We start from the raw sequence: 23,781 nt of genomic DNA on the forward strand, positions 1-23,781 counted from the left end.
TGACGTCCATCACGCAAATCGTAGGCCAAGTGGGGCTTCCTAGCCAGCTCAACGTGATGCGTATCACATTTCGACATCCAATGTGACGCTGTACGTCACTTTGTGTCGCCACCCGAATGTGATTGTCTCTCTGTGGGCGCGTTACTCAGGTGAAAGTTCGAACACCTGGCGCAGATAGGCCAAGTAGCCGGGGTCGTCGCACATGCTCTTGCCGGGCGAGTCGCTGAGTTTTGCCACCGGCTGGCCGTTGCAGCGGACCATCTTGATGACGATGTTGAGGGGCGTCGGACCGAGGTCGTTGGTGAGGTGCGTGCCCACCCCGAACGCCACCTGGCAGCGCCCGCGGAAATAGTCGAACAGCTGCATCACCTTTTCGATGTTGAGCCCGTCGCTGAACACCAGCACTTTGCTGCGCGGGTCGACACGGCGTGCGTTGAAGTGGGCGAGCATGCGGTCGCCCCAGGCGAACGGATCGCCCGAATCGTGGCGCACGCCATCGAACAGCTTGCAGAAGTACATGTCGAAATCGCGCAGGAAGGCCTCCAGTCCGACCACGTCCGACAGGGCGATGCCGAGGTCGCCACGGTACTCGCGTGCCCACGATTCCAGCGCCGCCACCTGCGAATCGCGCAGGCGCGGCCCCAATGCCTGGAACGCCTGCAGATACTCGTGCGCCATCGTGCCGTGCGGCGTCATGCCGTACAGGCGGGCGAAATGCACGTTGCTGGTGCCCACGAACTGGGCGCCCAACGCATCACGCATCATCGGCAGCATGCGCGCGTGCCACGCGCGCGAGTAGCGGCGGCGGCTGCCGTAGTCGGCAATGCGGCACAGCTCGAAGCCGGGCGTATCGCGCAGCAGTGCGGTCTTGGCCTGCAGCCGCCGCTCGCCTTCGGCGAAGTCGGGCGTGCTGGTATTGCGGAACCAGACCTCGTTGATGATCGCCAGCAGCGGTACTTCGAACAGGATGGTGTGCAGCCACGGGCCGGTGATGTCCAGCTCGATCTCGCCGGGAACGGTGTCCGATGCGCGCAGGCCGATGTACTTGCGGTCCAGGTGGAACAACCCGAGAAAGTCGGCGAAGTCCGGCTTGACGAAGCGCAGGCCGCGTACGTAGTCCAGCTCTTCGGCGGTGAAACCCAGGCGGCACAGGTGGTCGATCTCGTCGTTGATCTGATCGATGTACTGCGCCAGGTCGATACCCGGCGTGCGGCATTTGAACCGGTACTGCACCTGGGCGCCGGGATGCTGGTGCAGCACCGCCTGCATCATGGTGAATTTGTACAGGTCGGTGTCGAGCAGGGACTGGATGATCATGCGGAATCCACGCGCGTTCGGAAGGTGCGCCGGTAAAGTATGCGCCGGGCGTGGCGTTCACCGCCGCCCGGGCGCGGCCGTGCTTGACCACGCGTTCATCTCGGTGCGGCCTCAGGCCGGGCGTCGTGCCCGCAGCAGACGCGGCACCTGCGCCGCCGCGTGGGCCCAGATCGCTGTCCATACCGCGCCCTGCACCAGCAGGTTGCGGCGCGGCGCCTCGAACTTGCGGAAGTAACGCCACAGTCCGCGGTGCTTGTGCCATTCGACGAAGAACGGCCGCGAGCGGCTGGAGACGCCACGGACGTGGGTGACCTGCAGATCGTTGGCAATGGCCACCACCGCCCCGGCATCGCGGGCGCGGCGGCACAGGTCCAGGTCTTCGGCATGCAGGCGGTAACCGGCATCCCACCCGCCAAGGCGGTCGAACAGACTCCGTGGCATCAGCAGCAGCGCACCGGACAGCGCCGGCACGACCTGCAGGGTCTGCGCCGGATCGGCCGGAATCGCCAGGCGCGCGCCACGGCCGGGATTGCGCAGCATCGCGGCGAAATCCGGATCGCGGCGGCGTACCGCGTCGTCGCGGCGACCGTCCTCGTCCACCTGTTCCACCCCGAGCAGACAGTCGCCCAGTTCGGCGGCGCGGGCGCACAGCCGCGACAGTGTGTCCGGCACGACCAGCAGGTCCGGGTTGATGAAGGCCAACCACGGCGCCTGGCAGTCGGCCACGCCCTGGTTGTTGGCGGCCGCAAACCCGGGGTTGTCCGGATTGGCGATGAAGCGTACCCGCGCATCGGCCGTGGCGTGGCGCTGCACGATGTCCAGGGTCGCGTCGGTCGAGCCGTTGTCGACCACGCGGATCTCGGCGACATCGTGGGCGGCGCGCAGCCGGGTCAGGCAGGCATCGAGGGTGCTGCCGCTCTGGTAGCTGACAATGATGGCGGCGATGGCGTGGCTCAAGCGGGAAACTCCGGTGCGGCGGGCGGCGCGAACAGGTCACCCTGTGCACGTGGCATTATCGCCTGCTGGTAGCTCTGCTGCAGCGCCTGGCGTGCCTGGCGCAGCGGATCGCCCATCAGAAAGGCGGCAAGCCGTGGCCGCCAGCCAGGCCAGCGCGTGCCCAGCGCGTCCATGTCCCCGTCGTGCGCACGGCCCTCGTCTGCCCGCGCGACGAACGCGGTTTCGCACAGCGCATTGCGCCAGCCCAGCCCGGCCATGCGCAGGCTCAGGTCGATCAGCGCCGCATTCCAGGAGCCGTAGCTGTGCGCGTCCAGGCCCCCCGCCCTGCGCCGCGCGTTGCCGCGCAGCAGCACCGCGTGGGTCACCGCCGAGGGCAGTTCGGGGTGCACTGGCGGCAATGCCGCGCAGGCATGGGCCACGGCATCGAGCGCCTCCGGGACCGGATTGATTTCACCCAGCCGTGGCCAGGCGGCGGTTTCACCGGCATTGCACCACGGCGTGGCCGAGCCGATCGACGGATCGTGCGCGAAACAGGCCTCCAGCTGCTGCAACCAGCCCGGCGCGGGGATCGCATCGGGCGCCAGCACCACCACATCGGCACCGGCACAGGCCTGCAGCATCTCATCCAGGTGCGCCACCTCGCCGATGCTGCGCGCGCGCCGGGTGTATTCGGCACGCAGCCGGGTCTGCGCCAGCCAGTGCTCGATCACCGCCTGCGCCCGGGGCCCGGCCTGCCCGTCGTCGGCCAGCCACACCGCCGTACCGGCAGCGGTGCCGGTCTCCAGGGCGCCCAGGCACTGGTCCAGGGCGGTGTCGTCGACGCCGATCGGCAGCAACACGATCGTCCCCATCGCTTCCCCCTGTCTGTGGTGGGTGCCGGATGCGCGCAGCGTAACAGGCAGCGCGGGGGGCGCGTCAGTTCTTCTTCGGGTGGTTCGGGAACGGCTCCATCGCACGGAAGCGGCTGCTGTATTCGTCGGTCAGGTTGCGCGACTCCTGCGCGTTGCGCACGATCGTCGGGGTGAGCAGTACGATCACTTCCGAGCGACCGCTGTTCTGGGTCTTCCTGCCGAACAGCGCACCCAGCACCGGGATCTTGCTCAGCCCCGGCACGCCGTTGCTTCCATCCTCGTCGGAGTTGGTGATCAGTCCGGCCAGCATGATGGTATCGCCGCTCTGCACGGCCGCCTCGGTGGAGATCTTGCGGGTATTGATCGGCGGGTTGCAGGTGGTCTTGGTCGGATCGCAGCCGGCGGGAATCGCGCCGGCCGAGCTGACCTCCTGCACGATGTCCAGGAACACCACGCCATCGCGGGTGATGCGCGGGCGCACCTTGAGGATCACGCCCGTGTCCAGGTACTGCACCTGGCTGTAAGTGTTGTCGCCGCCCACGCCGGTGTTGACCGAGACCGAGTTGATCGGGATCTGGGTGCCGACGTTGAGCGTCGCCTCGGCATTGTTGCGTACGAAGATGGAGGGGGTCTGCAGAAGGCGCAGGTTGCTGACCTTGTCCAGCGCGGTGACCACGGCGGCCGCGTTCTTGCCAAGGAAGGTCCAGCCCACGCCTCCATCGCCGACGACCCCGGAAATGCTGCCCCAGATCGAGCGGCCCAGGGCGCTGGGCAGGTCGACGCCGCTTTCGGTCTTGCCGGTGGCCACGGCCTGCTCGAAGAACCAGTTGACGCCGTAGCTGAGGTCGCCGGTGAGCGACACTTCGGCCACCTGCGCCTCGATGTGCACCTGCATCGGCATCACGTCGAGCTTTTCGATCACCTCGCGGATGGAGCGCCAGGCCTGCGGCGTGGACCGCACCAGCAGGGTGTTGGTTTCCTCCACCGCCGACACGCCGACGCTGTCGCCCTGCACTTCCAGGTTGAAGCTGGCGTTGCCTGCCTGCCGCTGCGGCAGGCTCATGCTGCCCTCGCCCAACCCGCCACGGCTGTTGCCGTTGCCGCTGCCGGTGGTACTGATGTTGTTGGTGTTGCCGCCCAGGTCGCGGCTGCCGACCTCCATCTGCGAGCCCCCCGGCGCCAGCGAGGCGCTGCTGCTGCCACGGCCGCGGCCGTTCTCGCTGGCGAACGCCTCGGCCAGGCGCTCGGCCAGGTCCTTGGCTTTGACGTAGCGCAGCTCGTAGGAGAACAGGCGGGCGCTGCCGCCGGCGGTGTCGATGCGGTCCAGCCACTGCTGGATCTGGTCCAGGTAACGTGCCTGTGGGGTGATCACCAGCACCGCGTTGGCGTTTTCCAGCGGCAGGAAGCGGAACATGCCCGCGCTGGGGGTTTTGCTCTCTTCGCCGAACACCTTTTCCAGATCCGCAGCGACCTGCTCGGCCTTGCCCGACTGGATCGGGAACACGCCCACCGACATGCCCGACAACCAGTCGACGTCGAAGATCTCCACCGTGCGCAGGTAGTTTTCCAGTTCGTTGCGGGTACCGCCGAGGGTGATCACGTTGCGCCCGCTGTCGACGTTGACGATCGCGTTGGGCCGCGCATACGGCTCCAGGACCTTCTTCATCTCCGTGGCGGAAATGAACTGCAGCGGCACCACGCGCACCTCGAAGCCACGCGCGCTGGCGGCCGGGGCGGTGCTCGGCGCGACCGTGCCGGCGAGCGCCTGGTCGGCGGGCACGATGTTGTACCGGCCGCCGCTGTAGACCATGCGCGCGTTGTTCCAGCCCAGCACCATTTCCAGCAGGTTCAGCGCCTGCGCCGACGACACCGGCTTGGGCGTGGCCAGCGTCACGGTGCCCTGCACGCCCGGCGCGATCACGTAGTTCTGCCCGAGCATGTCGCCCAGGATGGCCTTGACCACGGCATGCACCGATTCGCCTTCAAAGTTGAAGGTCGCCTGCCCGCTGCCGGCCTGCGAGAGCGCCGGCTGCGGCGCCGCAGCGGCGCTGCGGTTGATCATGGTGCCGGTGCCGCGGCGGATCACCGCCTGCGGTGCGCCGGCCTCCAGGCCTTCGGTGGCCACGCCCTCGCGCGAGCCGTCGCCGGCCACCACCTGGTGCGGCCCGTCCAGCACGGCGTCGCGACGCACCTCGGGAGCAGGCACGGTGGCGCAGCCCACCAGCAGGGCCACGGCAAAGGAAATCGGGAAAAGACGCAGTGTCATGCTTTCACTCTAAGGGTTTTGGCCGGAGCCGCCCGCGGGCGGTCGCTGCGACGACTGTTGTTGTTGCTGCTGTTGCTGCAGTTGCTGGCGGCGCGCCTGGATGCGCTCGCGGATCGCACTCATCTGTTCTTCGCTGGGGCCTTCGTTCTGCGCCGGTGCCGGCGCGGGTGCCGGTGCGACCGGCCGCGCCACCGCGGCGGGTGACGGGCCATTGGTCGGCCGGGCCTGGGCCGCCGCCGACGCCGGTGGTGGAAGCGCGGGCATCGGCTGACCAGCTGGCGGCACGCCTCCACCGGGCGTGGGGTTGCCGAGCACGGTGGGCGGCTCGCCGCCCTGCCCGTTGAACACCGGCAGCTCCAGTACCTGGGTGCCGCCGGGGCCGGCGACAGTGGCACGACGCGGCTCCAGCGCCAGCAGCTGCCAGCCGTTGACAGCATCGCCATTGAGGCGCAGGCGCAACGACTGGTGCTGGTCGGTGGTGAGAATGGCCATCGCGAAACTGTCGGTGAGCAGCACGCCGGTCAGACTGACCGTGCTGGCCGCACCCGGTTCGCTGCCGCCCAGCAGGTAGGGCCGGGGGGTACGGTCTTCGGCAAACAACGGGCGCGTGCCGATGTCGGCGTAGCTCGCGGCCGTGGCCATGCGCTCGGGGGCCGCAGGCGGCAGGACCGGCAGCGCGGCGGCGGCGCGTCCGGGCGGCGGCGCCGGACCCAGGCGACCGCCCAGCCCGAACAGGGTCGCCAGCCAGATCGCCGCAGCCCAGGCCAGTACCGCAGCCAACCACCAGGTGCGCAGGGGCGCTACGTCAATTTTCATGCGCGCCCTCCTCATCCGGCACCGCGTCGCCACCGTCCGCGTCCATCGGTGCGGCGGGCATGGCCATCGCATCCCCCATCGACGGCGCGGCGACCGCTGCGGCGGATGCCGCGGCACCGGCGGCGTCGGCCGCAACGGGCGCCTGCGCGATGCCATCGGTCGCGGTGTCGTCCAGATACCCCACCAGCTCGAACGACACGTCCAGCCCCGTCCCGGTTTCGCTGGGCGACTGCTGGAAGCGCTGCGCGAGCAGGTTGAGATTGTCGACGAACAGACGCGGCGTGCCGGTTTCCAGGGTGTGCAGCACCGCCGCCATTTCCGGTATGCCGCAGCGCAGCCGCACCTGCAGCGCCACCCGTGCAAAGCGCGCATCCGGCGTGGTATCAGGCAGGGGTGAGCGGTTGCTGATCGTGCAGCTGCGATTGCCCGGGCTGGCCGAAGCAACCGCATCCTGCAGGCGGGTGGAGAGCGCGGCGGCGGCGGATTCGGCGGTGGCCTCGCGCAGGAAACCGGGGCGTCCCTGCAGCGCCGCGCGTGCCTGCGCCAGGCCCTGCGCCACCTGTGTGCGCTGCTGCAGCTGGGCCTGCACGCGTTGCTGGCGCTCCTGCAGCCCGGCAATGTCGGCATCGATGGCGCGCAGCGGCTGGGTAAACCACGGGTGCACCAGCAGCAGGTAGGCCACGCCGATCACCGCGATCAGCAGTGCCAGCGCCAGCCAGCGGTCACGGCGTGTCGTTGGTTGCGCCATCGGCACCCTCCGACGTTGACGGGGTGGAGGCGGTGCCCTGGCCCGGCAGTGGCTGCAGCTCGGCGGTCAACGTGAAGCGGTCGCGGCCGGCGGCGCCACCGTCGGCCTGCAGCACACCGGTCAGGTTGACCTTGCGCCACAACGGCGACACCTGCAGCAGCGGCACCAGCTGCGAGGCTTCACGGCTGAGCCCGATCAACTGCAGCGTGTTGCCTTCGATGGACAGCTTCTCCAGATAGGTTCCGTCGGGCAGCAGCCGGGTCAGCTCGTTCCAGATTTCCACGCTGCTGGCATGGCGCCCGCGCTGTTGTTCCAGGAACGCCGCACCGTCCACCAGCGACTGCAGCTGCTGGCGTTCGGCCGCCACCTGGCGGGCGTCGCGCGCCGCTGCATCGACCTGCGCCCGCAGGCGCTCGGCCGCCGCCTGGCGGTTGTCCAGCAGCTGCAGGCCAGCAAGTACCAGCAGCAGCACGCTGGCCGCGCCCAGCAGCAGGTTCCAGCGCCGCATCGGATCGCGCGTGGCCTGGCGCTGTGCCGGCGGCAGCAGGTTCACGCCGAGCGGCACGCCGGCTGCATCGACCGCATCCAGTCCGGCCAGCCCCTGCGACCACGCGCCGTACTGCTGCGCCCACTGCGCCAGCGCCTGCAGCGGCACCACCACCAGTTCGACCTGGAGCTGGCCGTCGTCGAGCACGCCGAGCTCGCGTACGTCGAAGGCGACCTGGCTTGCATCGAACGGCGTCTGCCGGTCGATCTCGAAACGCACCACGTCGTGCAGCCGCTCGGCCGCGGCCGCCGGCAGCCGCAGTGGCCGCCGCAGCACCGCCGAGGCCGGCAGCAGCCAATGCCGCGGCAGGGTACGCAGGCGTGCGTCGAGGAGACTGTCCAGCGCAGTGGGCGACGTCGAGAGCGGCACGTCCACGACCGGGCCGATCATCGCGCCGGTTTCCTGCATCAGGCGCACCTGCCCCGCCTGCACGGACAGCAGCAGGCGCGAGCGCGACCAGCCCAGCGCCCACTGCCAGCGCGCCGGCAACCACGCCAGCAGCGAACGCCGCCACCAGCGCAGGCCACGGCCCACACCCGGCGCCATCTGCCCCTGCGCCCGCACCAGACTGTCACGCCATGCCGTCATCGTGCTGCCATTCCCTGTTCCCAGCGAAACACTGTGTAGACCCTTCCCGGCGTACCCGCCGACCCCATCCGCACGACGGCGCGCAACACCGAAACACGGCCCCGCGCGTCCGTGGCGCGGCTCTCGATACTATAGGTGCCGCCGCCGCTGGCAAGCGGTGCGACAGGAACACCGGCTTCGACCGCCGCCTGCGCACGCTCGCGTTCGGCCAGCAGCCGCTCGGCATCCAGCCCCAGCGCGCTCAATACCGGACCGGCGGCGAAGCGAGGGTCCGGCCGCGACTGGCGGCTGTACAGCGTCAGCATCGGCTCCATGCGCGCATACAGCGCCGCATCCATGCCGAGCACCCGCTGCAGTTCGCCCAGGCTGTCAAAGCGCGCATTGCGCGCGCCATACGGCAGCCCGGCTGCCCGGTAGTCCGCCGTTTCGGCGCCGCCGCCGGGTTGCTTTAGGTTGTCGGCGTCGCGCCAGTCCAGGATCGCCCCGGCCAACTGCTGGGCACGTGGCGGCGGTTCACCCAGCGCGCGCAGGAAGCCGGACAACAACGCCGCATCGGCAAGGTTGAGATTGATCTTGCCGTTCTCATCGACGATACGCAGGTCGATACGGCGTTCGTCGAACTGCCACCGGTAGCGCCGGCCATCGGGTACCCACGCCGGCTGCGTGGCGGTGGGCTGCAGGCGGTGCAGCGCGTATTCCAGGCCCGCCCGCGCATGCTCCTGGCCGATTGCGTCATCGCCGACCACGCGTTGCTGAAGATGCTCCACCCGGGCGGTAAGCGCGTACGCGCCCACCACGGCCGTCAGCAGCGCGATCAGCCACAGCACCAGTACCAGCGCGGCCCCCCGCATGCGCCGCGTCATGGGCGCGCGGCCTGCTGCTGCGACAACGCCACCACCAGCGTGGGCCAGGCCGGCCCCTGTGCCGGCTGCACATCGATGGACACCAGCAGCGGCAGGCGCCGGGTATCGTCCCACCGGTCCTGCCAGGCGCCGACGTCGCCGGTGCGCGGGTCGATGCCGCGATAGCGGAAGTGCACGCCCCGCAGGCCATCGACGAGCAGTTCGGGGGCGCGCGGCGGGGTTTCCTCGATGCGCTCGCCGTTCTGCACCAGGGTGAGCGTCAGGTCCAGCCGCTGATTGCGGCCATCGGGGCGCAGCGCGAGTTCGTGCACATACGGCCCGCCGCGGCCGAGATAGCCCGGCAGTTCGGACACGAACAGCATGTGCTGCGCGTCACCGGCGAAGTAGACCGGCTCGCGGGTCGGGTCCGGCGGCGTGGTGGCGGTGCGCGTGGCCATTGCCAGGCGGCGCCGCAGGAACCCTTCGACCGCCCGCATGCGCTCGTTGTGCGCGGCCACCGCTTCGCCCCGTTGGCTGATCGCCATCGCCGAGCGGATCGTAGCGAACGCCAGGGCCAGCCCGCCCACCAGCAGTGCGGTGGCCAGCAGCACTTCGATCAGGGTGAACCCTGCGCGGGTGTGAACCGCCAGCGGCCTCATCGGGGTGCCCCCGGCACTGCGGCCGTTGCCGGCGGCAGCAGGCGCAGACTGCGCCACTGCAGCGTCTCGCCGCCACCGTCGCCCCAGCGCACCTGCAGGGTGATCCGGGCCAGGCGCGGCGCAGCGGGGTCGATGACCGACGGCGCGGTATCGCCACGCGCGTCCACGAACGGCTCCACCTGCAGTTGCCAGCGGTAGCGGCCGTCCTCCCACTCACCGCGGGTCTGCCCCGGTTGCAGCGGCGCGTCGATGCCGGTGGCCTCGAGCAGCGACTGCGCATGCAGTACCGCGCGGGTCCGCAGATCGGACTGGCCGACCTGTCGCGACGCGCCGGACAGGCTGCCCAGCAGCAGGGTCAACGCCAGCGCCAGCAGCGCGAACGCGACGATCACTTCCAGCAGCGAATAGCCGCGCTGGCGCTTCATGGACGGTCCCGCCGCATGCCCGAGCGCACCTCGCCGGTGATCCAGCCCACCTGGATGTCCCACACCGCATCGCGCGCGCTCAATGCGATCCGTCCCCCGCTGGCGCCGCCATCGGGATAGAACGCGATGGCGGCCTGGCCGGGCCCGGGGGCGACTTCGCGCGCCGCACTGACCTGGACCTCCAGCGTCGCCGGCAGGGTGCCGTGGCGGCCATTGGCGGCGGTCCAGGTACGCGCCTTCGGGTCCACCACGAAGCGCTGCTGCTCACCGGTGGCGATCGCCTGGGTCCGGGTGTAGCGCAGCTGGTTGGCCATTTCCTTGCCGGCGTTGCGCAGCCGCATGCCGTCGATGCCCCCCCGCATGCCACTGGCGGTGATCAGCCCGATTACCGCGATCAGGGCCACCACCAGCAGCATTTCCAGCAGCGACAGGCCACGCGCGCCCGTCCGCGGGGCAGCGCGGTGGTGGCGCGGCGGGTGCGGGGCGGCCGCCTCGATCACTCGTAACGGATGTCCGCGTCGTAGCTGCTGCCGCCGACCTTGCCGTCCTTGCCGAGGCTGATCAGCTCGAACGGCTGGCCTTCGCCGGGCACGCGGTACTCCAGCGCGTGGCCCCACGGATCGTTGAGATCGGCCGGCTTGGCGTACGGGCCGAGCCAGCCGCTGCTGCCGCCGGGCTGGGTGACCAGGTCGTCGAGCTTGGCCGGCAGCTTGCCGGTGTCCAGCTGGTAGTTCTCGATCTTGCCGGCCACGGTCTGCACCTGGGCCTTGGCGATGTTGGCCTTGCCGCGGTCGGCGCCGCCGAGAACGCGACTGCCGACCAGGGTGAGCACCGCGCCGATCAGCACGATGACGATGATGATTTCCAGCAGGCTCATGCCCGACTGGTTGCGCGGCGAGGAGAAGCGGATCAGGCGGCGTTGCATGCAGTGGGCTCCTTGGATCGGGTCGGTCGGGGATGGGCCGGCGGCGCTCAGCCGATGGCGTTGGTGAGGTCGTACAGCGGCACCAGCACGGCCACGATCACCAGCCCGACCACCGAGGCCAGCACCAGGGTGATCACCGGTACCAGCGCCGACAGCAGGCGGTCGATCGCGCGTGCGCTTTCCTGTTCGAACGTGTCGGCGGTCTTGAGCAGCATGGTATCCAGCGCGCCGGATTCCTCGCCGACCTGGATCATCTGCAGGGCCAGACGTGGGAAGCGCTTGCCGCGCGCCAGCGAGGCGGACAGGCCGTTGCCGTTCTTGACCTCCTCGCTGGCCGCGTCCACGTCGGCCGCCAGCGCGCGGTTGCCCAGCACGTTGCGGGCGATGCCCAGGCCGGACAGCAGCGGCACACCATTGCGCAGCAGCGTGCCGAGGGTGCGTGCCAGCCGCGCGGTCTCCAGCTTGGCCACCAGCGCGCCGATGCCGCGGCGCTGCAGCAGCCAGCCATCCAGCGCCAGGCGGAACGCCGGCTGGCGCAGTTTGCGCTCGATCACCAGCGCCACCAGCGCCGGGACCACGATCACTGCGATCCAGCCTTCACGCACCACCGTGCCGGCCGCCAGCACCCACTGGGTGAACCAGGGCAAGGCCACGTCCAGGCTTTCGTACATGGTGGCAAACTGCGGCACCACATAACCGAGCAGGAACAGCAGCGCGCCGCCGACCACGGCCAGCAGGATCGCCGGATAGATCAGCGCGTTGATCACCCGGCCTTTCAGCTCGGCGCTGCGTTCGAGGTAGTCCGACAGGCGCTGCAGGGTGTCGTGCAGGCTGCCGCCGGCCTCACCGGCGCGCACCATGTTGATGTACAGCCGCGAGAACAGGCCGTGCTGGCGTTCCAGTGCGGTGGACAGCGCGGCACCCCCACGCACGATGTCGCGGATCTCGGTGATCACCCGGCGGCTGCGCTCGTCCTCGGGCAGCTCCAGCAGGATGGTCAGCGCGCGATCCAGCGGCTGGCCCGCGCCGAGCAGCGTGGCCAGCTGCTGGGTGAACTGCACCAGCGCGGCGCCGTCGAACGGTTTGCGCCGCAGCAGCGTGGCCCACGACGATGCGCTGGCCACGCCGTCGCTGGCCAGCCGCGCTTCCATCGGCACGTGGCCCTGGTCCTGCAGCCGCGCGGCGACCTCGGCTTGGCTGGCGGCCTCCATCTGCCCGTCGAACAGCTCACCGTGGGCGTTGAGCGCCTTGTAGCGGTACTGGGGCATGCTCAGCCGCCGCTCCGCTGCCGGCACGCGCGGCGCATCAGGATTCCTCCGTCACGCGCAGCACTTCCTCAAGGGTGGTGTGGCCCTGCAGCGCCTTGGACAGGCCATCTTCATACATGGTGCGCATGCCGGCGGCGCGTGCGATCTGCTCGATCTCGCCCATGCCGGCACGCCGCATCACCGCACGCCGCAGTTCGTCGTTCATCACCAGGAACTCCATGATCGTGGTGCGCCCCAGGTAACCGGTGGGCGCTGCCGCCGACGGCTGCGCGCGGTACAGGAAGATCTCGCCCTGCGGCTGCAGGCGGCGCAGGCCGAACTTCTCGATCTCCTCCGGCGAGGCCGGATAGCGCAGCGCATGCGACGGCTCCAGGCGGCGCACCAGGCGCTGGGCGAGGATGCCGTTGATGGTGGACGTCAGCAGATAATCCTCCACGCCCATGTCGAGCAGGCGGGTGATGCCACCGGCGGCGTTGTTGGTATGCAGCGTGGACAGCACCAGGTGGCCGGTGAGCGCGGACTGGATGGCGATGCGCGCCGTTTCCAGATCGCGCATTTCGCCGATCATGATGATGTCCGGATCCTGGCGCACGATGCTGCGCAGGGCGTTGGCGAAATCCAACCCGATCTGCGGCTTGGCCTGGATCTGGTTGATGCCTTCGATCTGGTATTCCACCGGGTCTTCGACGGTGATGATCTTGACGTCGGCGGTGTTCAGCTGGCTCAGCGCGGTGTACAGCGTGGTGGTCTTGCCCGATCCGGTCGGGCCGGTAACCAGCAGGATGCCATGCGGCTGTTCCAGCACCCGGCGGAACTGCGGCAGGAAGGCGTCGGTGAAGCCGAGGCGCTGGAAGTCGAACACCACCGTGTCCCGGTCGAGCAGGCGCATCACCACGCTCTCGCCGTGCGCGGTGGGGACCGTGCTCACGCGCAGGTCCAGCTCTTTGCCCTGCACGCGCAGCATGATGCGGCCGTCCTGCGGCAGGCGGCGTTCGGCAATGTTCAACCGGGCCATGATTTTGACGCGGCTGATCACCGCCGCGGTCAGATTGGCCGGCGGACTTTCGCCGTCGATCAGCACACCGTCGACGCGATAGCGCACCTTCAGGCGGTTCTCGAACGGTTCGATGTGGATGTCCGAGGCGCGCAGTTCCACCGCGCGTTGGATCACCAGGTTCACCAGGCGGATCACCGGCGCTTCGGAGGCCAGGTCGCGAAGATGTTCGATGTCGTCCACCGCAGCGCCTTCGCCGTCAGCGGTCTCGATGATCGCGCCCATCGCGCTGCGGCCCTGGCCGAACCAGCGTTCGATCAGATCGTCGATCTCCGAGCGCAGCCCCACGTGCAGGCGCACCGGAACCGAGGTGGCCAGCTGCACCGCCTCGGCGGCGTACGGGTCCTGCGGGTCGGAGACCCACAGGTCGAGCACGCCGTCCTGCAGCGCCAGCGGGCAGACGTGAAACTGTTTGAGAAAACGCAGCGACAGCGGCAGCGTTTCGAGCAGGGCCTCGGGCGGGCTTTCCGGAACCGCCTTGGCATCCAGCAACGGCAGCCCCAGCACCTCGCTGCTGGTCTGGGCATGGTCGCGCTCGGACACCAGACCCAGCCGCACCAGCAGCTGCAGCAGGCTGCCGCCGGATTCACGGTGCAACGGACGCGCGCGCGCGAGGTCGCCTTCCTTCAGGCGCCCCTTCTGCAGCAATACGTCGACTAGTCGTGTTTCCGCTGCGGATTCGGCAGTGGGATCGTGGGCAACCGCGTTCACGAAGCTCTCCTGGCAACCCCTGCGACTTTAGCAGTTCGTCGCGATCCTACGCGGGATTCCCCGGTGCGGAATGCAAAAGCGGGAGCCCGTCACAAGACGGACTCCCGCAGCAGGGCGATACGCTTACTGGTTGGCGACGATGCTCACGCCGCTGAACGCGGACTCGCCGACCAGCTTGATGTAGTACCTGCCCGCCACCGGCGCGGTGAAGCGCACGGTTTCACTGTTGCCCGGACGGGTCGACTTGGCGTCGTAGGCCGTCGCGGTCGGTTCCTTGCCCTGGCTGACGTACACCGACACGTTGCCGCTGCCACCGTAGGTCAGCAGGCTGAGCACCTTGCCGGCCTGGGCCTCGAAGCTGTAGAGCACTTCGCTGCCACCGGCGCCGCTCAGGCCGCCCACCGCCACCTTGTTGGTCAGCGGCGTCGCGGTCGGGCCGCAGTCCTCGGTGCACGGCTCTTCCAGCGCCTTGTCCAGCGCGGCCTTGGCATCGAGGATGCCGGTGCCGATCGGGGTGGACGCCGGAATGCTGACCGGGAACGGACGGGCCGTCTCCTTGAGCAGGGTCTCCATCGCCGCCGGGGTCAGCGGGTCGCGGTTGTTGGCGATCAAGGCGCTCTGCACCAGCGCGGCCACGGCGGCCACGTGCGGCGAGGACATCGAGGTGCCGCCCTTGCCACCGTAGGTGGAGGTGCCCAGATCCGGCGAGGTGGTGCTGCTGGACACGGCCTGCCAGACGAAGCCGCCCGGGTTGCCGTCGACGCTGCCGCCGCCACCCGGTGCGGACAGATCCACTGCCGGGCCGTAATTGGAGTAGTAGGTGATGCCACCGGTGATGCGGGTGGCACCGACGGCCACCACGTTGTTGCAGTTGGCCGGACGTGCGTTGGCCACCGGGCCGCCGTCGTTGCCTGCCGCCACGATCACCACCGTGCCGCGCTGCACCGCACCGTTGATCGCGGCCTGGTAGACCGGATCGCACGCGCCACCGCCGCCCAGGCTCATATTGATGATTTCGGCCGGGTTGGGGTTGGCCGGAATGCCGGCCACGGTGCCGCCGGACGCCCAGGTGATCGCATCGGCGATATCCGACAGGCTGCCACCACACTTGCCGAGCACGCGTACCGGCAGCACCTTGGACTTGTACGCGACACCGGCCATGCCGATGCCGTTGTTGGTCGCTTCGGCCACGGTACCGGCCACGTGCGTGCCGTGCCAGGAGCTGTCATCGGCAAGCGAGCCCTGGTAGCACTCGTTGTCGTTTTCCACCCAGTCGCCGTAGTCCAGGGCGCCGGGCACGCGGTCATTGGTGGGGCGACGCGAGCGCGCCGCGTTGCTGATGAAGTCGTAGCCCTCCAGCAGATTGCCGGTGAAGTCCACATGGTTGGGCACGATGCCGGTATCGATCACCGCCACCACCACGCCCTCACCCTGGGACACGTCCCAGGCGGCCGGTGCGTTGATGCCGCCCACGGCGTTGTGGAAATGCCACTGGTACTGCTGGTAGTACTGGTCGTTGGGCACCAGTTGCGGGGTGGGGTCGGCCTTGGCGCGCAGGTCGGCGCGCTGCATCAGCACGTCGGCCACGGCGTACTGCACCGAGGGATCGGCCGACAGTTCGGCCAGTACCTTCTGCAGTTCGGCGCCGCCGAGCCGGCTCTGCAGGCGGATCAGGTCGGCACCCACACCGAGCGTGCGCACCACCTGCGGGCTGAGCGCGTTGGCGCGCACGGTGCCACCGTTGAGGCTCGCCCGCGACAGCGCCGAATGCACCACCTGCAGCTTGGCCGAGCGGTCGGACGCAGCAGCGGTGCCGCTGCGGTACTTGATGATGATGCCGTCGCTGACCTGCTGCGCGACAGTGGCCGCGCGTACCGGCTCTTCGGCGCGAAGGGTGCCGGCAAACGCGGCACCGGTGCCGACCGACATCGACAGCAGCGCGGCTGCCAGTACGTTGATGCGAAGGTTCTGCTTACTGATCACGTTGAAGTCCTCTTCAAGGTCATGGATCAAACGACTGTTCAGGCCAACACTCCATGCGAAAACCACTGGCCGGCCCTGGCCAGGGTTCCCGTGACCCGCCCCCTCAGGCCTTGCATTTCCCGGGGCGACACCCTGCCGGTGCCGCCCCGTCCACACGCTTACCAGCCGAAGCCGGCACCCACGCCGACCGAGCTGTCATCGCTGCTGAACGCACCGCCCAGGGTGACCGTGGCGCGCTCGCTGATGGCGCGCTGGTAGCCCAGCGACAGCGCCGATTCGCCGCCCTGGAACCCGATGCCGACACCGACGCGGTTCTGCGTGCGTACGCCGGCGGCACTGGTGGCCATGTTGAGCATCGCCGCGCTCATCGCGCCCTGGCGGTCGATGCGGCGATCCTGGTGACGGAGGCGCTGGTCGATCTCGCCCTTGTAGATGTCAAAGCTGTCGGCCATCGTGGTGAAACGCTGGTCGGTGTAGCTGTTGGCGCTGGCGATGCCACCGTCGAGCTGGCCCTTGTTGACCGCGTCGGTGGCCTGGGTACCGGCCGCGACATGGGTGACCTGGCGTTCGTTGCCGGTGGCACCAACCGAGACCGTGTCGGCGCGGTCGGCGACCGAGCCCTGGCCCAGCGCCACCGAGTTGGCTGCGGTCGCCGACGCCCCCTGACCGATCGCGGTGGACGCGGCCCCGCTGGCAACCGCGCCCTCGCCCATCGCCACCGCGTTCACGGCAGACGAGGCGGCGGCGGACGGTGCCACGTAAGCCTGGCTGCCGCCCACGCTGGCGGCGGTCGGCGTGCCCTGCACGTCGGCCAGCGCCGTATCACTGGACAGCGGTACGGCCGTTTCCACGGTGGCCAGACTGGCGCTGGCCACCGTGGCACCGGCACCGCGTGCCCGTGCCGTGCCGCCACTGCCGGCCATGCGCTGGTCAAGCTCGGTGACCTTGCGGTCGAGCGCACCCAATGCATCGCCGACGTTGGCGTAGCTGGCGCCCTGGATCACGTAGTTGGGCGCCACGAACACGCCCTGCATGCCCACACTGGCACCGCCGCCGAGGAAGCTGGCAGCATCGCTCAACGACTGGAACAGCTGGCCGCCGTTGATCGCCTGGCGGCTGCCGGACGCGATCGAGCCGTTGCCCACGTTCTCCAGCGTGGTGCCCTGCAGACCGGACAGGGTCAACGTGTCGCGGTTGCTGTCGTCATAGGTGAGCGCATTGGCCGCCACGTTCTCCACCGAGCCGATGCGGGTGTCGATATCGCCCACGCGGGTTTCCACCGCGCCCACGCGCTGGTTGGTGGTGTTGAGCTGCCCGCCGGTAACCGCATCGGTGCTGCCCTCGGCGATGCGACCGGCGCCGACGTTGACGATCCGGCGCGTGGCCGGACCATCGGTACCGTTGCCGCCGCCCACCGAGACCACGTTGGCTTCCACCGCGCGCGAACCGGCACCCAGCGCGACCGCGTTGGCGCCGGACACGCCCGCCGCAGAGCCGATGGCGATGCTGTTGGCACCGTTGCTGGCGAAGGCACCGTTGCCGATGGCCACGCCGTTGGTCGCATTGGTGGAGGCCTGGCGGCCGATCACCGTGCTGTTGGTGCCGCGTGCGGATGCATCGGCGCCGATCGCGGTGGCTCCGGTGGCCGACGCCACCGCAGCGGTACCCAGCGCACTGCTGCGGGTCGCGCTGGCGGTCGCACCGGCACCGGCGGCGAGTGCGTCGGTGCCGCTCGCCGTGGCGACGCCGCTGCCGCTGGCCTGGAAGTGCTTGCCTACCGCATCGGCAGTGGCGGCCACGCTGTCCAGCTGCGACTTGTTGACCGCATCGGTAGCGTTGACGCCCGCACCCACGTTGGTGATGCGGCGGGTTGCCGGACCGGTGGTGCCGTTGCCGCCGCCGACCGAGACCACGTTGGCCTCGCTGGTCCGTGCACCGGCGCCAAGCGCGACGCTGCCTTCGCCGCTGGCCGAGGCGCTCTTGCCCAGCGCGGTGGCATTGATGCCGCTGTAGGCATAGCTGTCCTGGCCCAGTGCGGTGGAACCGGCCGAGGTCGCCCACGCCAGCTGCCCCACCGCCGTGCTCTGCGCGGCAGTGGCCCAGGCGTTGGCGCCGGCGGCCAGGCTGTTGGCGCCGCTGGCCTGCGACGCGTAGCCGATCGCGTTGGCATAGCTGCCCGACGCGGCACTGCCCCAGCCCAGCGCGGCAGCGTAGTCGCCGCTGGCCTCGGCACCGTAACCGAGCGCGGTGGTACGCACGCCGGTGGCGGCACTGAAGGCGCCCACGGCGGTGCTGTAGTCGCTGCCCGCCTCGGCGCTGAAGCCGAACGCGGCCGACTGCAGCCCGGCCGAGGTGGCGGCCGCACCCGTGGCGGTGCTGAACACGCCCTCTGCCTGTGCACCGGCGCCCAGTGCGGTGGCGCCGATACCGCTGGCACTGGTGGCCTGGTCGAGCACCACGTTGCCATTGGCGTCCTCGTAGTACAGCGCACCACCGATCGCGGTGGCCGAATCGGCCGTGGCCGACGCGTTGAAGCCCGAGGCCGACGCGTTGCGACCGGACGCCAGCGCGCCGCTGCCGTATGCCGATGCGCCGGTGCCGAAGGCGTTGGCCGCCTCACCTGCCGCCGTGGCGTAGGCACCGTCGACATAGCTGCCGACATCATCGCCGTTGCCGCTGCCCGACGCCTTGAAGTACCGGTTGGTTTCCTCGGCCACATCGGCCACGGCATTCAACTGGTCCAGATTGACCGCGTCGGTGCCTTCGGTACCCGCCGCCACGTTGGTGATCTGACGCTGCGCGGTGGCCGTGCCCACCGAGACGGTATTGTCGCGGTCTGCGGTCGACCCGGCGCCCAGGGCGACGCTGTTGACGCCACTGGCCACTGCGCTTTCACCCAGCGCGGTGGCGCTGGCCGCATCGGCCCATGCATTCCAGCCGATCGCGGTGGCGTAGTCGTCGGTGGCCCATGCGCCGGCACCAAAGGCCGCCGCCCCCGTACCCGACGCGCGTGCCGGCAGCAGACCGTAGAAGGTCGAGCCGCCGATGGCCACGCTTTCATCGCCGGTAGCCTCGCTGGATTCGCCGAGCGCGACCGCGCTGGCACCGGACGCGGTCGCCGAGGTGCCGACCGCCGTGGCCAGGTTGCTGGAGGCGATGGCGCCGTAGCCCAGTGCCGCCGACAGACGCCCGCTGGCTTCGCTGTAGCTGCCGTAGGCGGTGGCGCCGGCATCGCTGGCGCTGCTGCGGAAGCCGGTGGCGGTGGCCTGCTGGCCGCTGGCGATCGACTCGGCGCCGGTGGCGGTGCTGTAGGCGCCGGAGGCCTGTGCCGCAGTGCCGATCGCACTGGCACCCAGCTCGCTGGCGCTGGCACCGGTACCCACCGCCACGCTGTTTTCGCCGGTGGCCTGGGCATTGCTGCCGATGGCCGAGGCACCTGCGCCGGTCGCCAGAGCATCGACACCGATCGCGGTGGCGTTGTCCGCCAGCGCATTGGCTCCGCTGCCGAGCGCGGTGGTGCCGTCACCGATGGCGTTGGCCGCTTCACCGGCCGCCAGCGCGTTGTCGCCGTCGACCAGTGCACCGGCATCGCTGTCGTCGCTGCCACTGGCCTGGAAGTACATGCTGGTGGTTTCGGCCACCGCTGCCACCTCCTTCAGTTGCGCCACGTTGACCGCATCGGTGTCCTGCGTGCCGGCAGCCACGTTGGTGATCTGGCGCTGCGCGTCGGCGCTGCCGACCGACACGGTATCGTCGCGGTCGGCGATGGAGTCGGCGCCGAGGGCAACGCTGTTGGCGCCGCTGGAGGTGGCTGCATTGCCCAATGCCGTGCTGTTCACACCCGGCGACCACGCCCCACCACCGACGGCAGTGGAATAGTTGCCGGAGGCCTCGGTGGGCAGCAGACCGAACAGGGCGCCACCGACGGCCACGCTGTTGGTGCCGCTGGCCAGGCTGCCCTGGCCGGTGGCGGTGCTGTAGGCGCCGGAGGCTTCGGCATCGCCACCCACAGCCACGCTGTTGGAGCCGGTGGCCTGCGCGAAGCTGCCGAGCGCGGTGGCATTGAAGGCCGAGGCGACGGCATAGCCACCAATCGCGGTGGCGTAGTTGGCGGTGGCTTCGGAGGCGAAGCCGTAGCCGGCCGCGAGCGTACCGCTGACCACGCTCTCCGCACCGACCGCAGTGGCACCCTCGCCACTGGCGGTGCTGAAGTAGCCCAGCGCCACCGATTCTTCACCGGCCGCTTCGGACAGCGCACCGCCGGCGAGACTACCGGCACCGGAGGCGATGCTGGCCGCACCGGTGGCGGTGCTCTGCTCGCCGGAGGCTTCGCTTTCGGCACCGCTGGCGGTGGCGTACTCGCCGGTGGCCTGCGCGTTGGCACCCACCGCAACCGCGTTGGCCGCACTGGCCAGCGCATTGAAGCCGACCGCGCTGGCATTGTTGGCCAATGCGAACGCACCACTGCCCAGCGCGGAGGCGCCGTCAGCGCCGGCGTAGCTGCTGGAGCCCACGGCCGTGGCGTAGTCGCCATCGGTGGCGGCGTTGGCACCGGCGGCCACGCTCTCTTCACCACCGGCCACCGCCACGCCATCACCGCTGGCCTGGAACTGGTCGGTTGCCGCGTTCAACTGGTCCAGATTGACCGCGTCGGTGCCTTCGGTACCGGCGGCCACCTGGGTGATCTGGCGCTGGCGTGCATCGCTGCCCACCGACACCGTGTACGCACGATCGGCCACCGAGCCGGCACCGAGCGCGACCGCATTGCTGGCACTGGCCGCGCTGCCGGCACCGATGCCGATCGCGCTCTCGCCGCCGGCCACCACGTTGGTGCCGATGGCAATGCTGTTGATGCTGTTGCCCAACGCCTGGAAGCCGACCGCGACGCTGTTGTCGCCATAGCCGAACGCACCACGCCCGAGCGCGGTGGCACTGCTGCCGCGTGCCCAGCTGTTGTAGCCGATGGAGGTGGAACCGGTGCCGCTGGCCCAGGCCGACTGGCCCACGGCCGTGGCATTGGCTTCGGTGGCCCACGCACTCGCACCGAAGGCGGTCGCGCCGTCTGCCGTTGCCCACGCATAGGCGCCGGTCGCGGTGGATTCCTCACCGCTGGCGAAGGCGTTGTCGCCCTGAGCGACGCTGTAGTCGCCGGTCGCGCGGGCTTTGTAGCCGCCAGCCAGGCTGTTGTCGCCCGTGGCCTGCGCGCCGCTGCCGAAGGCATTGCTCAGTGCACCGGTGGCCTGTGCACCGGCTCCCACCGCAACCGCGTCCGCGACGGCCGTGGTGCCGACCAGGACCGCGTTGCCGTCGGCATCGACCAGCGGCTGGTTGTACGCGTCGTACGCCTGCCCGAGCCCACCGATGGCGACGCTGCCGTTGCCGTTGGCGGCCACGTTGCGACCGACGGCCACCGTGTCATCGCCCACCGCGCTGGCGCCGTTGCCCAGCGCAGCGGCACCGGCACCGAGCGCGTTGCTCGCTTCGCCGGCGGCCAGCGCGCCATCGCCGTCGGCGAAGGCACCCACGTCACTGCCGTCGGAGGCGTTGGCCTTGAAGCGGTTGGCGGTGACGTTGGCGACCTGCGCCACGCCATCGAGCTGCGCCTTGTTGACGGCGTCGGTCGCCTCGGTACCGGCGGCCACGTGGGTGATCTGCCGCTCGTTGCCGACATCGCCCACCGAAACGGTGTTGTCGCGGGTGGCGGTGGAGTTTGCCCCCAGCGCCACGCTGTTGGCGCCGCGCGCGGTGCTGTAGAAGCCCACGGCGGTGCTCAGGTCGCCGCTGGCCCAGCTTTCCGCGCCCAGCGCCGAGGCTCCCTCGCCCGGTGCATAGGCAAAGTAGCCGACCGCCGTCGCTTCGGTGCCCGATGCTTCGCTCAGGGTGCCGTTGGCGACCGCGTAATCGCCGCTGGCGATGGCGCCGGCACCGACGGCCGTGGCGGCTTCGCCGCTGGCCTGGGTCTGCACGAAGAAGCCCAGCCCCGGCAGCAGATCGGCCGGACCGCCGATGGCGGTACTGCTCGCGCCGGTGGCCACGCTCTGCGTGCCGACCGCCGTGGAATAGTCACCGGTCGCATTGGCGACCGCACCGAACGCCGACGATTGCGCACCGCCTGCGTATGCGCCGACACCGTAGGACGAGGCTGCGAACCCGGATGCTTCGGCGCTGGCACCGACGGCCGTGCCACCGACGCCGGCGCTGGTGGCGCCGGTATCCACCGGCACGCCCCCACTGGTGATCAGCGGATTGCCGTCGGCGTCCACTGCTGCACCGCCGACGGCCACGCTGCCCGGGCCGTTGGCCTGTGCGTTGTTGCCGAAGGCCGCGCTGTTCTGGCCGCTGGCCACGGCGTTGTAGCCGACCGCCGTGGCGTTCTGCGCCACGGCCGTGGCGCCGCTGCCCAGTGCGGTGGCGCCGTTGCCGAGTGCATTGGATGCTTCGCCGATTGCCGTGGCGTTGTCGCCATCGACATACGCACCGGCATCGCTGTCGGCGCTGCCACTGGCCTGGAAGTACTTGTCGGTGGTGGCGGCCACCGCGCCCACTTCATCCAGCTGGGCCTTGTTCACCGCATCGGTGGCTTCGGTGCCTTCGGCAAGATTGGTGATCTGCCGGCGCAGGCCGTTGTCGGCATTGCCGACCGACACCGTGTCCACGCGGTCGGCGTAGGAGCCGGCACCGAGCGCCACGCTGCCGACCGCAACGGCGGCGGAGTTGGCGCCGAGGGTGGCGCTGAAATCGCCGACGGCCACGCTGAACGCGCCGACCGCCACGGAGGCTTCGCCGCCGCTGCCGGCACCGCGGCCAAGCGAGGTGCTGCCCAGGCCGATGGCGAGCGCGCCACCACCGACAGCGGTCGCGCCATCGGCACTGGCTTCGGCCAGGCCGCCGATGGCGGTCGCCGCGCCGTTTTCGCTGGCCGCGACGGCCGACGCGCCGAGCGCGACGTCGCCGAGGCCGACAGCGACCGCACTCTGCCCCACGGCGGTGCTCGCATCGCCCAAGGCCAGTGCGTTCTGACCGAAGGCGCTGCCACCGAGGCCGGCGGCGATCGCGTCACTGCCCACGGCCGTGGTCGCATTGGCCAGCGCCTGGCTGCCGCGCCCCAACGCGGTTGCTCCGTCGCCTTCTGCAGTGGCACTGGCGCCAGCCGCCAGCGCACCCTCGCCATCGATACGGGCCGCATCGGTGTCGTCGCCGTCACCATCGGCCTTGAAGTAACGGGTCGCGCCTTCGGCGGCGACCGCGACCTTGTCCAGCTGCGCCTTGTTCACCGCATCGGTGGCGGCGGTGCCGGCCGCGACGTTGGTGACCTGGCGCTCCTTGCCGGCATCGCCGACCGACACCGTGTTGGCGCGGTTGGCGCGCGAGCCGGCGCCCAGCGCCACGCTGTTGGCCGCCGACGCGGTGCTGCTGCTGCCGATGGCCACCGCATTGGTGCCGGTGGCGCTGGCGCTGCCGTCGACCACGCAGCTGTCGAGGATCTTGCTGTTGAGCACCACGCAGTTCGCGTTGCCCCCCACTTCAACCGACTGCGCACGGGCGGTTGGCGTGACAACAGCCGCGCCGAGGCCAAACGTCAAGGCGATGGCGGCCGACAGCAACGTGGCGTTGCGGCCGCCAGTGGATCGGCGCTGATCGATGACTCCCCCCGGGGACTGGCTGCTGGCCAATTCCGAGGCGACGACCATCTGCCCCAGTGCTTTGTTCCAGACCTTGCGATAAATCCGATTCATCGATACGGCTCCTGATTAGGCTGGTTTTAGGCAAAGCGACGCCAACGCCGGGCCGCGTGGCCCAACGTCCCCTGGGGGCGTTTTCGCT

At 70.0% G+C, this 23,781-nt stretch carries 16 protein-coding genes; all 16 read right to left on the minus strand.

Going from position 1 to position 23,781, the window contains the following annotated elements; translation table 11 throughout:
• Positions 1-141: 141 nt before the first annotated feature.
• The 16 genes from pncB to GDJ08_RS11760 all read right to left on the minus strand — a co-directional run bounded on the left by pncB (position 142) and on the right by GDJ08_RS11760 (position 23,693).
• Positions 142-1,317, minus strand: coding sequence for a nicotinate phosphoribosyltransferase (pncB, locus tag GDJ08_RS11685; RefSeq protein WP_153164917.1), 1,176 nt, complete (start codon positions 1,315-1,317; stop codon positions 142-144).
• A gap of 111 nt (positions 1,318-1,428) precedes the next feature.
• Positions 1,429-2,274, minus strand: a complete 846-nt coding sequence (locus GDJ08_RS11690; RefSeq protein WP_017356673.1) for a glycosyltransferase family 2 protein — start codon at positions 2,272-2,274, stop codon at positions 1,429-1,431.
• The gene (locus tag GDJ08_RS11695) at positions 2,271-3,125 is read right to left on the minus strand and encodes a glycosyltransferase family 2 protein (protein ID WP_017356672.1); all 855 of its coding nucleotides are present in this window, start codon (positions 3,123-3,125) and stop codon (positions 2,271-2,273) included. Before GDJ08_RS11695 ends, GDJ08_RS11690 begins: the two co-directional genes overlap by 4 nt.
• Positions 3,126-3,189: 64 nt before the next feature.
• Complete coding sequence (gspD, locus tag GDJ08_RS11700; protein ID WP_136003631.1) at positions 3,190-5,391, minus strand: type II secretion system secretin GspD; 2,202 nt, start codon at positions 5,389-5,391, stop codon at positions 3,190-3,192.
• 9 nt (positions 5,392-5,400) lie between these two features.
• Entirely contained in the window at positions 5,401-6,207 is an 807-nt protein-coding gene (locus GDJ08_RS11705) for a general secretion pathway protein GspN (RefSeq protein WP_153164918.1), read from the minus strand.
• A complete protein-coding gene (gspM, locus tag GDJ08_RS11710) occupies positions 6,197-6,955 on the minus strand; it encodes a type II secretion system protein GspM (protein ID WP_153164919.1) in 759 nt (252 codons plus the stop codon). Before gspM ends, GDJ08_RS11705 begins: the two co-directional genes overlap by 11 nt.
• A complete protein-coding gene (locus tag GDJ08_RS11715) occupies positions 6,930-8,090 on the minus strand; it encodes a PilN domain-containing protein (protein WP_153164920.1) in 1,161 nt (386 codons plus the stop codon). Before GDJ08_RS11715 ends, gspM begins: the two co-directional genes overlap by 26 nt.
• Positions 8,087-8,953, minus strand: coding sequence for a type II secretion system minor pseudopilin (locus tag GDJ08_RS11720; RefSeq protein WP_017357531.1), 867 nt, complete (start codon positions 8,951-8,953; stop codon positions 8,087-8,089). The genes GDJ08_RS11715 and GDJ08_RS11720 overlap by 4 nt, the downstream gene beginning before the upstream one ends.
• Entirely contained in the window at positions 8,950-9,591 is a 642-nt protein-coding gene (locus GDJ08_RS11725; RefSeq protein ID WP_153164921.1) for a prepilin-type N-terminal cleavage/methylation domain-containing protein, read from the minus strand. The genes GDJ08_RS11720 and GDJ08_RS11725 overlap by 4 nt, the downstream gene beginning before the upstream one ends.
• Entirely contained in the window at positions 9,588-10,016 is a 429-nt protein-coding gene (xpsI, locus tag GDJ08_RS11730; protein ID WP_017357533.1) for a type II secretion system protein XpsI, read from the minus strand. The genes GDJ08_RS11725 and xpsI overlap by 4 nt, the downstream gene beginning before the upstream one ends.
• Positions 10,013-10,513, minus strand: a complete 501-nt coding sequence (xpsH, locus tag GDJ08_RS11735) for a type II secretion system protein XpsH (RefSeq protein WP_153165011.1) — start codon at positions 10,511-10,513, stop codon at positions 10,013-10,015. Before xpsH ends, xpsI begins: the two co-directional genes overlap by 4 nt.
• Positions 10,513-10,941, minus strand: coding sequence for a type II secretion system major pseudopilin GspG (gene gspG / locus GDJ08_RS11740; protein ID WP_017357535.1), 429 nt, complete (start codon positions 10,939-10,941; stop codon positions 10,513-10,515). The genes xpsH and gspG overlap by 1 nt, the downstream gene beginning before the upstream one ends.
• Positions 10,942-10,988: 47 nt before the next feature.
• The gene (xpsF, locus tag GDJ08_RS11745) at positions 10,989-12,209 is read right to left on the minus strand and encodes a type II secretion system protein XpsF (protein ID WP_017357536.1); all 1,221 of its coding nucleotides are present in this window, start codon (positions 12,207-12,209) and stop codon (positions 10,989-10,991) included.
• A gap of 37 nt (positions 12,210-12,246) precedes the next feature.
• A complete protein-coding gene (gene gspE, locus GDJ08_RS11750) occupies positions 12,247-13,974 on the minus strand; it encodes a type II secretion system ATPase GspE (RefSeq protein ID WP_136003618.1) in 1,728 nt (575 codons plus the stop codon).
• Positions 13,975-14,097: 123 nt separating this feature from the next.
• The gene (locus tag GDJ08_RS11755; RefSeq protein ID WP_153165012.1) at positions 14,098-15,957 is read right to left on the minus strand and encodes a S8 family peptidase; all 1,860 of its coding nucleotides are present in this window, start codon (positions 15,955-15,957) and stop codon (positions 14,098-14,100) included.
• A 158-nt stretch (positions 15,958-16,115) separates the two neighbouring features.
• A complete protein-coding gene (locus GDJ08_RS11760) occupies positions 16,116-23,693 on the minus strand; it encodes an ESPR-type extended signal peptide-containing protein (RefSeq protein WP_153164922.1) in 7,578 nt (2,525 codons plus the stop codon).
• Between the last annotated feature and the right edge of the window lie 88 nt (positions 23,694-23,781).

The sequence above is a fragment of the Stenotrophomonas nematodicola genome (assembly GCF_009467805.1).
In the GTDB taxonomy this organism is placed as follows: domain Bacteria; phylum Pseudomonadota; class Gammaproteobacteria; order Xanthomonadales; family Xanthomonadaceae; genus Stenotrophomonas; species Stenotrophomonas nematodicola.

Excerpts from the sequence above, each read along its gene's own strand:
- GDJ08_RS11705 (WP_153164918.1), bottom strand. The coding sequence starts at position 6,207 with ATGAAAATTGACGTAGCGCCCCTGCGCACCTGGTGGTTGGCTGCGGTA.
- gspG (WP_017357535.1), bottom strand. The coding sequence starts at position 10,941 with ATGCAACGCCGCCTGATCCGCTTCTCCTCGCCGCGCAACCAGTCGGGC.
- GDJ08_RS11720 (WP_017357531.1), bottom strand. The coding sequence starts at position 8,953 with ATGACGCGGCGCATGCGGGGGGCCGCGCTGGTACTGGTGCTGTGGCTG.
- xpsF (WP_017357536.1), bottom strand. The coding sequence starts at position 12,209 with ATGCCCCAGTACCGCTACAAGGCGCTCAACGCCCACGGTGAGCTGTTC.
- gspM (WP_153164919.1), bottom strand. The coding sequence starts at position 6,955 with ATGGCGCAACCAACGACACGCCGTGACCGCTGGCTGGCGCTGGCACTG.
- GDJ08_RS11725 (WP_153164921.1), bottom strand. The coding sequence starts at position 9,591 with ATGAGGCCGCTGGCGGTTCACACCCGCGCAGGGTTCACCCTGATCGAA.
- gspD (WP_136003631.1), bottom strand. The coding sequence starts at position 5,391 with ATGACACTGCGTCTTTTCCCGATTTCCTTTGCCGTGGCCCTGCTGGTG.
- GDJ08_RS11760 (WP_153164922.1), bottom strand. The coding sequence starts at position 23,693 with ATGAATCGGATTTATCGCAAGGTCTGGAACAAAGCACTGGGGCAGATG.
- xpsI (WP_017357533.1), bottom strand. The coding sequence starts at position 10,016 with ATGAAGCGCCAGCGCGGCTATTCGCTGCTGGAAGTGATCGTCGCGTTC.
- GDJ08_RS11695 (WP_017356672.1), bottom strand. The coding sequence starts at position 3,125 with ATGGGGACGATCGTGTTGCTGCCGATCGGCGTCGACGACACCGCCCTG.
- pncB (WP_153164917.1), bottom strand. The coding sequence starts at position 1,317 with ATGATCATCCAGTCCCTGCTCGACACCGACCTGTACAAATTCACCATG.
- GDJ08_RS11715 (WP_153164920.1), bottom strand. The coding sequence starts at position 8,090 with ATGACGGCATGGCGTGACAGTCTGGTGCGGGCGCAGGGGCAGATGGCG.